Source organism: Curtobacterium sp. MCBD17_019, from assembly GCF_003234555.1.
GTDB lineage: Bacteria > Actinomycetota > Actinomycetes > Actinomycetales > Microbacteriaceae > Curtobacterium.
The window spans coordinates 1-14,993 of sequence record NZ_QKTT01000004.1 but is presented as its reverse complement, the minus strand read 5'-3'; the positions used below and the strand labels follow the sequence as shown (position 1 = coordinate 14,993).

Sequence of the window (14,993 nt, the reverse complement as noted above, 5' to 3'; positions counted from 1 at the left end):
GCTACCGCGGGATGACCGCGAACAGGAACCGCTTCCGCACCATGTACCAGCTGAGCAGGATCATCGCGGTGTGGATGAGCGTGCCCTCGAGGACGTTCGACGGGTCGAGGCCGGGGATCGACGCGATGAGCAGCACGAAGAACACCTGCCACACGAACACGTAGAGGCTCGCCTGCCCGAGCGGGATCCACAGCCAGCCGATCGCGGCGTTGATCGGCTTCCAGAACACGGTGAGCACCGCGTACGACACGACCGCGAAGAACGCGATGTCGACGAGCCGGCCCCACTGCAGGTCGACGCGCTGGTACGCCGTGTTGTACAGCTCGTCGTACATCCCCGCGGGGAACGGCGTCGGGGTGAACCCGGCCACGTGACCCGCCCACACGTAGACGAGGAACCCGGCGTACCCGACGACGCCGATCGCCATGAGCAGCTTGCCGACACGGCTCGTCAGCGCGGCGACGATGCGCCGCCGGTAGTACCCGAGCACGAGCCCGTGGGTGAACACCACCTGCCAGGTGAAGAGCGGGAACACGGCCTCGAACTGCGACGGCAGCGGCGACAGGTCGGGGCGCACGGCATCGAGCACGTAGAGCGCCCAGCTGACGATGAGCAGCGCCCACCACGCACGGCGCCGGATGATCCACATGAGCACCGGGATCGCGATGCTGAGCACCACGAAGAGCCCCATGATGTTGAACGGCCACGGGCCCATCTCGAGCAGCAGGAACTGCCGGACGGCGTACCAGGGCGGCGGGTAGTCGAGCAGCCGCATGGCGTTCGGGTAGAGGTCGTAGACGCGGCCTTCCGCGCCGACCCCGCCGGTGCCCGTGCCCCGGTCCGTGAACGTCGTGATCGCCGACGCCTTGAGGAACGGCACGAAGCTCAGCGCGAAGACGACCAGGATCACCCCGAGCGTGACGAGGTACTGCTTCCGGGCGCGCCGCCACGCGTTCACCGCCGAGGCCCACTCGCCGAACCGCGCGACGCCCAGCGGGTAGACCATGCCGAGCACGAGTCCGCTGAGGAACACGAACATCTCGGCGCCCGTGATCGCGCCGATGGCGTGCAGGGTGAGGTACGAGTAGGGCCCGGCGAGCTCGACGTGCGTGATCACGACCGCGAGGATGATGAACCCGCGGAACAGGTCGATCCGGAGGTCGCGCCCGGGCTTGCCGTCGTCGTCGTACCGCCAGGACGGCGCGAGCCGACCGACGAGCCCGGACAGCAGGAACGTCAGCGCGAGCACGACCGCGCACGCGACGATCCAGGCCATCTGGTCGCCGCCGGTCTCGAGCTGCTGGTTCGTCGCCGCGCTGCCCTGCTGGGCGGTGACGCGGTCCGTGACGGGTCCGAACACGAAGCGTCCGGCGTCCTGCAGGTCGGTCCGGAACGACCCGGCGATCCCCCGGACCGCGGTGTCCCGCCAGTCCGCGACCCGGTTGCCCGCCTCGGGTTCCTCGCGGTCGGTCTCGAGCCAGGTGACGCCCCGGACGAGCGGGTGGCTCGGCAACGCGGCGATGACCTGGCGCCACCAGCCCTGCTTGACCGTCAGCTCGGCGGCCCCGCCGAGCGAGTGGACGTACAGCGCTCCGGTGTCGAGCAGCAGCGGCCGGTGCTCCCCGACCGCGAAGCGCTGGTAGAAGGTGCGGTCCTGGGGCTCGGTGTACCCCCACGACTCGTCGAAGCGCTGGTCGACCTCGCCCGCGACGGGGGCCGCGTTCTGCGAGAGCGACACCGCCCGGCCGGCCGCCGCGGTCGCCTTGCCCTTGCCGAAGAAGAACATGGACAGGCCGACCCAGTCGACGGAGCCGCTCCCCGGCCAGTACGGCGCGTACGGGTCGTCGGCCTCGGTCAGGCGGTCGTCGTGGTTGGTGTCGAGTGCCGCGATGTCCATCGCGTTCGCCGAGGCGAGGCGTCCGGCGGCCTCGCCGAACGGGTACCCGGAGCCGTAGGACGGCGACCAGACCATGCGTGCCTTCGACGTGCCCGCGTGGACGATGCGCGCGAGCTGCCGGAAGGCGCTCACGAACTCGGTCGGCTGCTGCCCCCACCGCACCCACGTGCCGTTCATCTCGGGCGCGAACCGGACGAGCTGCTCCGTGCCGTACTGCTTGCGGACCTGCTCGAGGAGGTCGTCGGCGCGGTGTGCGTCGGCCGCGTCGAGTCGCGCCAGGGACGTCGTCGGCTCGAAGCTCAGCACGAGGACGGCGCCCTGCGCTGCGGCTTGGCGCGCCGCGGTCCGCCACTGCTGGGCCGCCCGGGCGTCGACCGGGTAGTCGACGTCGATGCCGTACATCGACGGCGTCGCGCCGAGTCGGCCAGCGTAGCCGTCCGGAGCGTCGTTCGCCCAGTCGAGGTCCGGGCCGAACCAGGTGCCGGACCCGCGTGGCGTCCCCGAGGCGGTGACGCCCGCGGGCGTCGACCGGGTGGCCGCCGACGCGACCGGTGCGGTCCCCCCGAGCACGAGCACGACGATCGCGATCACCAGTGCGACCGCGCGCGCCGTGCGCTGCTTCATCGTCGACACACGAGCGTCCAGATGTTGCGACCGTGTTCGTGGCGGTAGTCGAGCCGCTCGAGGCTGGCGAGCGCCAACGCGAGGCCGCGACCGCTCTCGTCCTCGACGTCGGCCATGGTGACGGCCGCGAGGTCGATGTCGGCGGGCAGTCCGTTGTCCTGGAACTCGGCGGTGAGGACCTCGTCCGTCGCGTTGAGGTCGAGGGTGTACCGGCGGCCGCCGACCTCGGCGTCGCTGCGCCGCGAGTGCTCGACGATGTTCGCGGCGATCTCGACGATCGCCGTCTCGAACGAGAACCGCGTGGCGATCGCGGCGTCGTCGCCGAGGTCGCTCCACCAGCGGTCGAACGCGTCCTGCAGGGTCTCGATGCTCTCGAGGGTCGCGGGCACGTCGATGTGGACGCGTCGACCATCGGCGGTCGGGGCGGGCTGCTCAGTCACGGAGGGCGTCCTCGACCGTCGCGCGGGGCTGGAGGATCCGGTCCAGGTTCGTCAGGCGGAGCACCATCGACACCTGCTCGGACGGCGCCACGAGCCGGAGGTCGCCGCCCGCCTGTCGCGCGGACTTGAGCAGGGACACGAGCGCGCCGAGCCCGGACGAGTCGACGAACGTCGTGCCGGACAGGTCGACGACGAGCATCTGGTCCCCCGCCTCGAGCCGCTCGGTCGCGACCGCACGGAGCTTGGGTGCCGACGCGACCGTCAGCCGGCCCTTCGGCGTCAGGACGACGCCGCCCTCGACGGGTTCCACGTCCACGGTGATCATGCTGCCTCTTCCTTGTCCCGGAGCGCCTCGGGCCCCGTGTAGCGAACGGCCCGGATGACGATGCTGAAGATCGCGAGGTCGAAGACGACCCATGCCGAGTTGATGAGCGGGGCGATCCCGTGCGCCTGGCCCGATGCGTAGCGGATGGCGACGAGCACGAGCGCGGCGACGAGGCACCCCATGGCGACGAGTTGCGGCCGCACGAGGTCCCACCGGTGGCCCGTGAACTCCTGTTTCGTCTTCGGGGTCACGCGGAACCCGAGCGGCTGCCCGAGGTACACGTTACGGAACGCGGACGTCACCGACTCGATCCACACCGGGAACAGCGCGAGCGAGTACTGCTGCCCGCGCCACGTCGGCCGACCCGCGGCGACCACCCAGAACAGCACCTGGTTGAGGACGAGGAACGGGATGAGCCGGGCGAAGAAGTCGACGCTGTACGCCTGGACCGGGATCACCCCGAACGCCAGGCAGAGCACCGGCGCGGCGATGTACACGACCGCCGCGAACCCGGAGAGGTAGCTCCACATCGTCGAGAAGTACATGAGGCGCTGCGCGAACGACAGGCCGCGCTGCACGAGCGGGTTCTCGCGGAAGAACACCTGCATCGTGCCCTGCGCCCAACGGAGTCGCTGCGTCAGCATCGTCGGCAGGTCCTCGGGGGCCAGCCCGCGTGCGAGGAGCTCGTCGTGGTACGCCGACCGCCAGCCGAGGCCGTGCAGGCGCATCGCGGTCGCCATGTCCTCGGTCACCGAGATCGTGGCCAGTGGCATGATCGCCTGGGCCTCGTCGCCACGGCTGACGTCGAGCGCGCCGACGAGGAGCGAGATCGCCTCGATCGCGACGATCGGCGACGCGTCGCGCTGGCCGAGCAGGTCGAGCGCGGAATCGTCGATGGCGGCGAACGTGTCGGCCTCCACGGACAGCGCGGCGAGCTCCGCGAGGTCCTGACGCATGGCGGCGAGGTCGGCGCCGGCGAACCGGAACGCGATCGCGTCGATGCCGCGCTGGAACCGGTAGGTCACGTCGGCGATGCCGTCGCCGTTCGCGAGCTCGGCGCGCGCGCGGTCGACGATCGCCCCGGCCTCGTCGAGCGCCTGCAGCACGCGCGGCTGGCCCTCGGCCTCCTCCCGTGCCCGCGCGAGCAACCGGCGCGAGGTGCGGATCGCGCGGTGCACGCCCTGTTCGACCTCGTCGACGTACCGGGACACGCCCAACTGCATCAGGGCCTCCCGGCGGAGGATCGCGTTCGACCCACAGAAGAACGCGGCGTTCCAGCCGTCCTTCGACTGCTGGATGGGCCCGTAGAAGAGCGGCGCCTGGCTGCCGAGCACGTCGGACTCGGGGACGTTCTCGAACCACTGCGGCGTCTGCACGAGCGCCATCCGCGGCTCCTTGAAGTACCCGAGGGTGCGGTCGAGGATGCGCGGGTCGGGCACCTGGTCGGCGTCGAGGATCAGGAGGAACTCCCCCTCGGTCGCCAGCAGCGCGTTGTTGAGGTTGCCGGCCTTGGCGTGCCGCGGCCGGTCGATCCAGTCCGACGACCGGGTGATCACGCCGATGCCCGCGGCCTCGGCGGCCTCGCGGATCTCCGGCCGCGCGCCGTCGTCGAGGATCCACGTCGTGTGCGGATGCCGGATCGCCACCGCGGCGAGCGCCGTGCGCATCACGAGCTCGACGGGTTCGTTGTACGTCGTGATGAAGACGTCGACCGTGACGTCCTCCGCGGGTGGGGCCGGTGGTTCGCCGCGTTCGCGGATCCGCCAGGCGCCGAACGCGAACAGGAGCGAGTCGATGACGCTGTAGGTCTCGGCGAGGATGAGCGGCACGGCGATCCACCACGAGTGCCAGTTGACGGAGGCGACCCAGCGCCATCCGACGTAGTCCGCCCCGGCGAGCGCCGCGAGGACGACGACGACCCGGATGGTGACGAGCCGCCGACGCGAGGTCGTGTGCTCGAGGAGCCGCCGGTCCCGGCGGGTCATCTCGAGGGTCACGGGCGGTACTCCGCGACCACGACGGTGACGTCGTCGAGCGGCACCCGCTCGGCGCTGAGTGACCGGATGCGTTCGACGAGTGCGTGGATGTCGGCCGCCTCGCGCGTGTAGCCGGCGAGCTCGTCCGGCCAGACGATCTCGTCGTCCAGCACGTCGAGCACCCCGTCACTCACGAGGACCAGGCGGTCGCCCGGGTACAGCGTCGTCGTCTGCGCGGTGTGTGGCTGCGGCAGGATCCCGATCGGGAGGCCCGTGCCGGTGAGCTGCTCGGCCGTCCCGTCCGCGCGCACGAGGATCGACAGGCCCGCTCCGGCGTCGACGTAGGCGAGGCGCCCGGTGTCGAGGTCGATGGTGGCGTGGAAGTAGGTCACGAAGGCGTTCGTGCGCTGGAGGTCGCCGGTCATGGCCCGTTCGATGCGGTCCACGGCCGCGCCGAGCGAGACCTCGTCGGTGATCGAGGGCACGATCGTCCGGGCGGCGGCACGGGTGGCGGCTCCGAGGATCGCCGCCGCGGTGCCCTTGCCCATGACGTCGCCGATCGCGACGTGCACGAGGCGGCCGACGACGCCGTGGTCGTAGTAGTCGCCGCCGACGCCGAGCGACGGGATGCAGACGCCCTCGACGCGGACCTCGTCCGTGACGAGCGGCCGCTCCGGCAGCAGTGCCTGCTGGGTGTCGCGCGCGCGCACGGCTTCGGCCTCGGCGAGGAGTTCCTCCTGGGCCCACGCAGCGAGGTCCGTGAACTCCTGCATCTCGCGGGGGGAGAGCGTCCGGGGCTCCTTGTCGATGAGGCAGAACGACCCGACGACGTTGCCGGAGGCGTCGGTGAGCGGGTGCCCGATGTAGAAGGCGAGTCCGTTCTCGACGAAGGGCCGGATGTCGGCGAACCGGGGGTCGAGGCGCGCGTCGTCCGTCGTGATGACCTCGCCCGTGTCGGTGACGAGCTTGCAGGGGGTGTCCCCCCGGCCGGACTCGGCGTCGTCGAACCCCGCCCGGCCCATGTAGAGCGCGCGGTCCCGGTCGATCACCGTGACCGAGGACATCATCACGCCGAACAGGGCGCGCGCGATCCGGGTGATCCGGTCGAGGCGCGGGTTGCGGTCCGGTTCGGTGAGCCCGAGGCTCTCGACGGCGCGCTGCCGTCGGTCCTCGCGCACGCGGGGCTGGTCGGTCGTCGCGTCGTCGAGGGTCGGTTGGGTCCCCACAGCGCATGCCTCCTGATCACGAGCACACGGAAAACGGTGGCGCGTCCGGGCGGGACCTCCAGGGGGTCCCGGTCGACACGTGCCGCCCGCGTCGGCCGATGGCTTCGGATCCAGCGCGTACCACTCTGTCTACCGCATGATCGGGTGCCGTGCGAGCCGTGCGGGGCGCGCCGGGGTCATCTCGCCCCTGGACTGGGGCAGACCAACCGGGCCACGCCGCCGCTACCGCACCTCGTCGAGCAGCCGCCCCCGCCCCTCGGCCAGTCGTCCGCCGCGCCGGTACTCCTTGGCCACCATGTCGAGGACCTCCTCGGCCGAGACCTCGTCGGTGCGCTTGTCGAGGGTGATCTCGCCGTGCTGCAGCAGGTTGACGCGGTCGCAGACGTCGAACACCTGCGTGTAGTTGTGCGCGATGAGGATGATCGACACCTCGCCGCGTTCGCGGAGCATCGAGATGAAGTCGAGGATGATGCCACCCTCCTTCGCCCCCATGGCCGCGAGTGGTTCGTCGAGCAGCAGGATCCTCGCGTCGGAGTACACCGATCGCGCGACCGCGATCGCCTGCCGCTGGCCGCCCGACAGGTTCGCGACCTCGTCGTTCACCGACGCGATCCGGATCCCGATGTCGTCGAGGTACCGGCGAGCGTTCTCGCGCATCTCCGAGCGGCGGAGGAACGGCCCGCGCCGGAGCTCCTTGTTGAGGTAGAGGTTGAGGTACACGGGCAGCGTGTTGACGAGCGCCAGGTCCTGGAACACCGTCTCGATGCCCCGCTCCCGCGCGTCGCCGATGCCGGTGAACGTGACCGGGTCCCCGTTGAGGAACAGCTCGCCCTCCGTCGGCTGGTGGTACCCGGTCAGGATCTTGATGAGCGTCGACTTGCCCGCACCGTTGTCGCCGATGAGCCCGAGGACCTCGCCCTTGCCGACGTGCAGGTTGATGTCGCGCAGGGCCGTGACGGACCCGAACCGCTTGCTGACGTGCCGTGCCTCGAGGGCCGGTGGCGTGCCTCCCGGCGTGCGGTCGGTCGTGCCCGTACCCGTGGTGGTGGTCATGGCTACTGCTCCTTCGCTCGCTGCCGGAAGCGCGCGAGGTAGATGTTGAGGATCATCGCGAGCAGGATCGCCGCGCCCTCGACGATGACGAACGTGGTGGCGGAGATGCCCTCGATGTTGAAGCCGTCCTGGAGCACGGCCAGGAGCAGCGCACCGAGGAAGGCGCCGACGACGGTGCCGGAGCCGCCGATGAGCGACGTCCCGCCGAGCACCGCGGCCGCGATCGCCATGAACATGAGGTCGTTGCCGCCCGCGTTGGGGTCGAACGACTTGGCGATGTTCGTGCCGTCGAGGATGCCGGCGAGCCCGGCGAACAGCGACGTGAGCATGAACGCCCGGATCTTGACGCGCCGGACCGCGATGCCCGCCTCGGACGCGCCGACGAGGTTCGCGCCCGTGGCGATCGTGTGCACGCCCGACCGGGTGCTCGTCAGCACGACCTGCATGACGATGACGATGAGCACCGCCCAGATGAGCTCGGACCACTGGTACCCGCCGAACACCGCGACGAGTGCGCCCTTCGTGGGGGCCGGCAGCGGTGTGCTCCCCGCGATGGCGAGGGCCACGCCGTGCAGGCCGTACAGCGTCCCGAGCGTCGCGATGAACGACGGCAGCTTGAGGTACTGGTTCACGACCCCGTTGAACAACCCGATGAGCGTCGCGACGACGAGCGCCAGCAGGAGCGCCGTCCACAGCGGCATCGCGTCGGCGAACGTCACCATGAGGATCGGCGTCAGCGCGAACGTCATGCCCGCGGACAGGTCGATCTCGCCGCAGATGAGCAGGAACACCTCGCCCGCCGCGATGATCGCCGCCGCGCTGAGGAAGTTCGCGATGTTGCCGATGTTCGACCCCGTCAGGAACGCGTGGTTCGTCGCGGCGAAGTAGATGATGAGCGCGACGTCGACGACGAGCACCGAGAACTCGCGGATCCGGAGCACACCCCCGAGCGGCCCGCCGCGGAGGCCGCGGCGAGCCGGTCGGGGTGCGGACGACATGGGTGCCGGGGTGGGCGACTCCGTCTGGAGGCCGATGGCGTCGTCGCTCACGACGTGAGGTACTTCTGAGCGGACGAGCTGCCCTCGAACCGGTTCGTCGACTTGAGGTACGGCTTCACGTTCTTCTTCGTGACGAACTTGAGGCCGGTGTCGGTGAGCGGTGGTGCGACGAGCGTGCCCGACAGCTTGTACAGGTACAGGTACAGCGTCGGCAGGAACCCCTGCAGGTACGCGGACTGGTCGATCGTGAAGCTGAGGATGCCGTGGCGGATCGACTTCTCAGTGGAGGCCAGGAGGTCCCACCCGCCGCCCTTGTAGCCCTGCGACGCCAGGTCGTACTTCTTCATGACGTTCGCGACGCCCTGGGTGCTGCCCGCATCGACCGCGAACAGGCCCTTGTAGTCCTTGTTCCCGGTGTAGAACGCGTCGATCGCGCTCTGCTCCTTGCCCTCGTCGGCCCCGGTGGCGATCTGCTTGACCTGGAACCCCTTGTTCGCGGCCTTGAGCGCCGCGATCGCACCGTCCGCTCGCGGCTGGATGTTGAGGGCACCCGGCGTCGCGATGAAGATCGCGATCTTGCTGCCGTTCGGCAGGAGCTTCGCGATGTGCTCGCCGGCGGCCTGCCCCGACGCGTACAGGTCCTGGCCGATGTAGTTGAGCCGCGCGTTCCCGGTGACGTCCGCGTTGTAGGACACGACGGGGATCCCCGCGGCGAGCGCCTTCTTGACGGGCTCGTTGAAGGCGGTCTTGTCGACGAGTGACACGGCGATGCCGTCGACGCCGCCGCTGACCGCGGTGTTGAACGCGCTGACCATCTGCGACACGTTCGAGGTCTCCGAGCCGGTCCACTGGGGCTTCGGCAGGCCGAGCATCGAGGCGGCGTCGGCGAGTCCGTACTGCGTGGCCTGGAAGAACGTGTTCGTGGTCACGTGGTTGATGAACACGAACTTGAACCCGGGCGTCGACGGGAAGTTCCCTGCCTTCCCGGCCGCGCTCGCCATGTCCCCGCCGGAGAACGACAGCAGGCCCGACGCCAACGCGGCGGCACCTGCCAGCCCCGCTCCGCGGACCAGTCCCCTCCGGCTCGGGCCGGGCCCGGCCCCCATCGCCGCAACTGCGTTCTCGACCGCGTCGTCTTCCACGGATACCTCCTCGTATCGGGCTGCGTGCGGCACCGACGACGAGGACGGCGTCGGTGTCCGACGCGTCTCCCCCGCGCTTCGGTGCCACGGATTGGGGCATTCCTAGACCCGGTCTCTCCGGGCGGTCAAGAAAGCTGAGCGAACGTTCCCATCCGCCGGTTCGTGAACAGCGCTCACCCAGGCTTGTCCCCCGAAGCAGGCCTGATCGCTGGACGACAACGATGTCGGTGCCCGGTCGGGCGCGGTCGCTACGATCACGGGATGGCGGAAGCGAGCGCATCGCAGGCGCGGCGGAAGGACCTGGGACGTCACCAGAACCTCACGTCGCTGCTCCGTCGTGTGCACGCCACGCCCGCCACCAGGAGCGACCTGACCCGGTTCAGCGGCCTCAACCGCTCGACGGTCGCCGGGTTGGTCGGCGAGCTCGTCGACCGCGGGCTCGTGGTCGAGGACGAGGTCCGTGGCGCGGGATCGGTCGGCCGTCCGAGCCCCACGGTCCGGCCCGCCGACCGGGCCGTCGGGATCGCCGTGCACCCCGAGATCGACGCCGTGCGGGTCGCCGCGGTGCTGCTCGGCGGCCGCGTGGTCCGGCGCGTCCGTGTCGACGTGGACCAGCCTCCGACACCGGAACGCGTCGCCACCATCGCCCAGGAGGCCGTGGCCGCCATCCGCGCGGACCTCCCGCCCGGTGCCGTGGTCGTGGGCGCGGGCGTCGCCGTCCCCGGGCTCGTGCGCGTCGCCGACGGGGTCGTCCGCCTGGCGCCACACCTGGACTGGCACGACGTCCCACTCGCCGCCCAGCTCGCCTCGGCGCTGGACATGCCGGTCCGCGCCGCGAACGAGGCCTCGCTCGGGGCCGCGGCCGAGTGGGTGTTCGGCGCCGGCCGGGGTGCGGACGACCTGCTCTACGTCAACGGCGGGGCGAGCGGCATCGGCGGTGGGATCGTCACGGGCGGCGTGCCGCTGCTCGGCGCGAGCGGCCACGCCGGCGAGATCGGCCACGTGTCGATCCGGACGGACGGGTCGCGGGACAGCGCCGGCCTGGTCGGGACCCTGGAGGCCGCGGTGACCCGGGCTCGGCTCGCCGCGGTGCTCGACGTGCGCGAACCCGACCCCGACACCTTCGAGCGGATGCTCCTCGCCGCGACCGAGGGCGGCAGCAGCCGGTCGAGCGCCGTGGTCGCGGAGGTCGAGCGCCAGATCGACACCCTCGCGATCGCGCTCGCGAGCGTCGTGAACGTGCTCGGCTCGGAGCGGATCGTCCTCGGCGGGTTCCTGGCAGCCCTCGCGGCGGCAGACGGTCCACGCCTCCGCAGCGCCTTCGACGCGCACCTGCTCGCGCCGCTCGTCCCCGACGTGCAGATCCGACGGGCGGAGCTCGGCGCGGACATCCTGCTCATCGGCGCGGCGTCGCTGCCGCTCGAGCACGTGCTCACCGAGCTGCCGACGTTGGGCTGAGCCGCGCTGCGTGATGGTCCCGCCACGGCGACCGCGGAGTCGCGGCAACGCGCCGGGGCGCCCTTGCGGACCCGTCCGTCGTGCAATACGTTGTGACTCACAACAAACCCCTTCAGGAGCGCACCATGGCAACGAAGCCCACCCGCGACGACAAGTTCTCGTTCGGTCTCTGGACCGTCGGGTACAACGGCACCGACCCGTTCGGCGGTCCGACCCGTCCCCCGCTCGACGTCGTCGAGGCCGTCGAGAAGCTCGACGAGCTCGGCGCCTACGGCCTGACGTTCCACGACGACGACCTGTTCGCCTTCGGCTCGACCGACGCCGAGCGCCAGAAGCAGATCGACCGCCTCAAGGGCGCGCTCGAGTCCACCGGCCTCGTCGTGCCGATGGTCACGACGAACCTCTTCAGCGCCCCGGTGTTCAAGGACGGCGGGTTCACCTCGAACGACCGGCAGGTCCGCCGGTTCGCCCTCCGCAAGGTCCTCCGCAACATCGACCTCGCCGCCGAGCTCGGTGCGACGACGTTCGTCATGTGGGGTGGTCGCGAGGGCGCCGAGTACGACACCGCCAAGGACGTCCAGGCGGCGCTCGAGCGCTACCGCGAGGCCGTCAACCTCCTCGCCGACTACGTCACCGACAAGGGCTACGGCATCCGGTTCGCGATCGAGCCGAAGCCGAACGAGCCCCGCGGCGACATCCTCCTGCCCACCCTCGGGCACGCGATCGCGTTCACCGAGACCCTCGAGCGCCCGGAGCTGTTCGGGATCAACCCCGAGGTCGGGCACGAGCAGATGGCCGGCCTCAACTTCACCGCGGGCATCGCCCAGGCGCTCTACCAGGGCAAGCTCTTCCACATCGACCTCAACGGCCAGCGCGGCATCAAGTACGACCAGGACCTCGTGTTCGGGCACGGCGACCTGCAGAACGCGTTCTCGCTCGTCGACCTCCTCGAGCACGGCGCACCGCAGGGTGGCCCGGCGTACGACGGCCCGCGCCACTTCGACTACAAGCCGAGCCGCACCGAGGACTTCGACGGTGTCTGGGACTCCGCCGCCGCGAACATGCGCATGTACCTGCTCCTCAAGGAGCGCGCGCAGGCGTTCCGCGCGGACCCCGAGGTGCAGGCGGCGCTCGAGGCGTCGAAGGTCGCCGAGCTCCGCACCCCGACGCTCAACGAGGGCGAGTCGTACGACGACTTCCTCACCGACCGCTCGGCCTTCGAGGACTTCGACGCCGACGCGTACTTCGGCGGCAAGGGCTTCGGCTTCGTCAAGCTGCAGCAGCTCACCCTCGAGCACCTCATGGGCGCGCGTGGCTGAGTCGCTCGCCAGCACGACCGACCCCGGTGACGAGGACCTCCTCGTCGCCGGGGTCGACTCGTCCACGCAGTCCTGCAAGGTCGTCATCCGGGAGGCCCGCAGCGGCCGGGTGGTCCGCTCCGGTCGTGCGAGCCACCCGGACGGCACCGAGGTCGACCCCGCCGCGTGGTGGGACGCCCTCGGCGCGGCGATCACCGACGCCGGCGGCCTCGATGACGTCGCCGCGATCGCCGTCGGCGGGCAGCAGCACGGCATGGTCGTGCTCGACGCCGACGGCCGGGTGATCCGCCCCGCGCTCCTGTGGAACGACACCCGCAGCGCCGGTGCCGCGGCCGACCTCGTCGACGAGCTCGGCCCGGAGGAGTGGGTCGAGCGCACCGGCCTCGTCCCGGTCGCCTCGTTCACGGCGACCAAGCTCCGGTGGCTCCGCGACACCGAACCCGACAACACCGCCCGGGTGGCCGCGGTCGCGCTCCCCCACGACTGGCTGTCCTGGCGCCTCCGCGGCTACGGCCCGGCGGACGAGAGCCCGCTCGGACCGGACCTCGACGCACTCGCGACCGACGCGTCGGACGCGAGCGGCACCGCCTACTGGGACCCGGCCCGCCGCGCCTACGACGCCGACCTGTTCGAGCGGGCGCTCGGGCGGGTGCTCCGGGAGGCCCGGCCCGGCACCGCGACGGACGGCGGCGACGCGGTGGTCGTCCCCCGCGTCGTCGAGCCGTCCGCCGCCATGGGCACGCTCGACCGGGAGGTCGCACTCCCCGGTGGCGCCGTCGCGCACGCCGGTCTCGTGGTCGGCCCGGGCACCGGGGACAACGCCGGGGCCGCACTCGGCCTCGGCCTCGGGCCGGGCGACGTCGCCGTGTCCCTCGGCACCTCCGGCACCGTGTTCGGCGTCACCACGGCCTCCTTGGCGGACCCGAGCGGGACCGTGGCGGGGTTCGCCGACGCGACGGGGGCGCGCCTCCCGATCGTCACGACGCTCAACGCGGCGCGCGTGCTCGAGGTGATCGGTGGGCTGCTCGGCGCGGACCACGGCGAACTCGGCGCGCTCGCGCTCGAGGCCCCGGCCGGCGCCGGCGGGCTCGTGCTCGTGCCGTACTTCGTCGGCGAGCGCACCCCGAACCGGCCCGACGCCACCGCCTCGCTGCTCGGCATGACCCCGTTGACGACCACGCGGCCGTACCTGGCGCGTGCCGCCGTCGAGGGCATGCTGTGCGCGCTCGCCGACGGTCTCGCTGCCGTCGAGGGCACGGGGACCCGCGTGGAGCGGCTGTTCCTCATCGGCGGGGCCGCGCAGAACCCCGCCGTGCGGACGATCGCCGCGCAGGTCTTCGGGCGCGACGTGCTCATCCCCGACCCCGGCGAGTACGTCGCCGCGGGCGCCGCGCGGCAGGCCGCGTGGGTGCTCGGCGGTGCGCTGCCCGACTGGCCGCTCGCGGCGGACACGATCCCGGCCGATCCGCGGCCGGAGGTGCTCGCCGCGTACCGCAGGAGCCTGTAGATGCCGTTCACGGACCTCCCGCTCGCCGAACTCCGCGCGTACCGGCCGGTGGTGCGCGAGCCGGACGACTTCGACGGGTTCTGGCGGACGACGATCGCGGAAGCGCGGCAGGCCGCGACGACGGCGGGCGTCGGACCCGTCCTGACGCCGGCCAGCACGCCGATCACCGAGCTCGTCGTCGAGGACCTGGTGTTCCCCGGCTTCGCGGCCGAGCCGGTCCGGGCGTGGGTCACCCGTCCACGCCGGCCGCGGGACGAGCGGCTCCCGGTCGTCGTCGAGTACCTCGGCTACAACGGTGGCCGCGGGTTGCCGGGCGAGCGCGTGCAGTGGGCCCTCGCCGGGTACGTCCACGTCGTCATGGACACGCGCGGACAGGGCAGCGGCTGGGGCAACGGCGGTGACACGCCGGACCCGCACGCGTCGAACGGGCAGGTCGCGGGGTGGATGACGAACGGGATCCTCGATCCGCACGAGCACTTCTACCGGCGTGTCCACACGGATGCCCTGCGGCTCGTCGACGCGGTGCGGACGCTCGCGTTCGTCGATCCGGCGCGGGTGGCGGTCACCGGCGGGAGCCAGGGCGGCGGCATCGCGATCGCCGCCGCGGCCCTCGCCGAGTCGCACGGGGACGGCGTCGTCGCGGTCATGCCCGACGTCGCGTTCCTGGCCGACTGGGAGCACGGCGCCGAGGTGGCGGTGAGCGACCCGTATCAGGAGCTCGTGCGCTACCTCGCCGTGCACCGCGACCACGCCGAGGCGGTGTGGACGACGGCGAGCTACCTCGACGGCGTCAACTTCGCCAAGCGGATCACGGCACCGGCGCTGTTCTCCGTGGCGCTCATGGACGAGATCGTGCCGCCCCGCACCACGTTCGCGGCGTTCAACGCGCTCGCGTCGGAGGACGCGGTGATCGAGGTCTACCCGTACAACGGGCACGAGGGCGGCGGCGGGCACCACTGGCCGAAGCAGGCGAGGTTCCTGGCGGGGCACCTCTAGCCCGCTTCGTCCCCCGCCTCCCCCGTCTCTTA

12 protein-coding genes are annotated in these 14,993 nt (G+C 71.5%); 4 read left to right on the top strand and 8 right to left on the bottom strand.

The window, feature by feature from the left end:
• Window position 1 precedes the first annotated feature (1 nt).
• From opgC to DEI82_RS05030, 8 genes are all read right to left on the bottom strand, one after another.
• Window positions 2–2,521, bottom strand: a complete 2,520-nt coding sequence (opgC, locus tag DEI82_RS05065; protein WP_146242830.1) for an OpgC domain-containing protein — start codon at window positions 2,519–2,521, stop codon at window positions 2–4.
• Window positions 2,518–2,961, bottom strand: coding sequence for an ATP-binding protein (locus DEI82_RS05060; protein ID WP_111027377.1), 444 nt, complete (start codon window positions 2,959–2,961; stop codon window positions 2,518–2,520). Before DEI82_RS05060 ends, opgC begins: the two co-directional genes overlap by 4 nt.
• The gene (locus DEI82_RS05055; protein ID WP_111027376.1) at window positions 2,954–3,286 is read right to left on the bottom strand and encodes an STAS domain-containing protein; all 333 of its coding nucleotides are present in this window, start codon (window positions 3,284–3,286) and stop codon (window positions 2,954–2,956) included. Before DEI82_RS05055 ends, DEI82_RS05060 begins: the two co-directional genes overlap by 8 nt.
• The gene (locus DEI82_RS05050) at window positions 3,283–5,271 is read right to left on the bottom strand and encodes a glycosyltransferase family 2 protein (protein ID WP_111036108.1); all 1,989 of its coding nucleotides are present in this window, start codon (window positions 5,269–5,271) and stop codon (window positions 3,283–3,285) included. The genes DEI82_RS05055 and DEI82_RS05050 overlap by 4 nt, the downstream gene beginning before the upstream one ends.
• An 8-nt stretch (window positions 5,272–5,279) precedes the next feature.
• Window positions 5,280–6,488 (bottom strand): PP2C family protein-serine/threonine phosphatase, encoded by a 1,209-nt coding sequence (locus tag DEI82_RS05045; protein ID WP_111035974.1) that lies wholly within the window; start codon window positions 6,486–6,488, stop codon window positions 5,280–5,282.
• Between the two features lie 222 nt (window positions 6,489–6,710).
• Entirely contained in the window at window positions 6,711–7,541 is an 831-nt protein-coding gene (locus DEI82_RS05040) for an ATP-binding cassette domain-containing protein (RefSeq protein WP_111012780.1), read from the bottom strand.
• 2 nt (window positions 7,542–7,543) lie between these two features.
• On the bottom strand, window positions 7,544–8,590 hold the full coding sequence (locus DEI82_RS05035; RefSeq protein WP_220037234.1) for an ABC transporter permease: 1,047 nt from the start codon (window positions 8,588–8,590) through the stop codon (window positions 7,544–7,546).
• Entirely contained in the window at window positions 8,587–9,681 is a 1,095-nt protein-coding gene (locus DEI82_RS05030; RefSeq protein WP_220037233.1) for a substrate-binding domain-containing protein, read from the bottom strand. Before DEI82_RS05030 ends, DEI82_RS05035 begins: the two co-directional genes overlap by 4 nt.
• A gap of 261 nt (window positions 9,682–9,942) precedes the next feature.
• Between DEI82_RS05030 and DEI82_RS05025 the strand changes: the two genes are divergently transcribed.
• The 4 genes from DEI82_RS05025 to DEI82_RS05010 all read left to right on the top strand — a co-directional run bounded on the left by DEI82_RS05025 (window position 9,943) and on the right by DEI82_RS05010 (window position 14,961).
• A complete protein-coding gene (locus tag DEI82_RS05025; RefSeq protein ID WP_111035973.1) occupies window positions 9,943–11,139 on the top strand; it encodes an ROK family protein in 1,197 nt (398 codons plus the stop codon).
• Between the two features lie 125 nt (window positions 11,140–11,264).
• Entirely contained in the window at window positions 11,265–12,458 is a 1,194-nt protein-coding gene (xylA, locus tag DEI82_RS05020) for a xylose isomerase (protein WP_111035972.1), read from the top strand.
• Window positions 12,451–13,965: a xylulokinase gene (gene xylB / locus DEI82_RS05015; protein WP_111035971.1), complete on the top strand. Its 1,515-nt coding sequence runs from the start codon at window positions 12,451–12,453 to the stop codon at window positions 13,963–13,965. The genes xylA and xylB overlap by 8 nt, the downstream gene beginning before the upstream one ends.
• Window positions 13,966–14,961, top strand: a complete 996-nt coding sequence (locus tag DEI82_RS05010) for an acetylxylan esterase (protein ID WP_111035970.1) — start codon at window positions 13,966–13,968, stop codon at window positions 14,959–14,961.
• The last annotated feature ends 32 nt before the right edge of the window (window positions 14,962–14,993 follow it).

Bases quoted from the DNA above. Each gene is read 5' to 3' on its own strand.
- DEI82_RS05055 (WP_111027376.1), bottom strand. From the start codon at position 3,286: ATGATCACCGTGGACGTGGAACCCGTCGAGGGCGGCGTCGTCCTGACG.
- xylA (WP_111035972.1), top strand. From the start codon at position 11,265: ATGGCAACGAAGCCCACCCGCGACGACAAGTTCTCGTTCGGTCTCTGG.
- DEI82_RS05010 (WP_111035970.1), top strand. From the start codon at position 13,966: ATGCCGTTCACGGACCTCCCGCTCGCCGAACTCCGCGCGTACCGGCCG.
- DEI82_RS05050 (WP_111036108.1), bottom strand. From the start codon at position 5,271: ATGACCCGCCGGGACCGGCGGCTCCTCGAGCACACGACCTCGCGTCGG.
- opgC (WP_146242830.1), bottom strand. From the start codon at position 2,521: ATGAAGCAGCGCACGGCGCGCGCGGTCGCACTGGTGATCGCGATCGTC.
- DEI82_RS05040 (WP_111012780.1), bottom strand. From the start codon at position 7,541: ATGACCACCACCACGGGTACGGGCACGACCGACCGCACGCCGGGAGGC.
- DEI82_RS05025 (WP_111035973.1), top strand. From the start codon at position 9,943: ATGGCGGAAGCGAGCGCATCGCAGGCGCGGCGGAAGGACCTGGGACGT.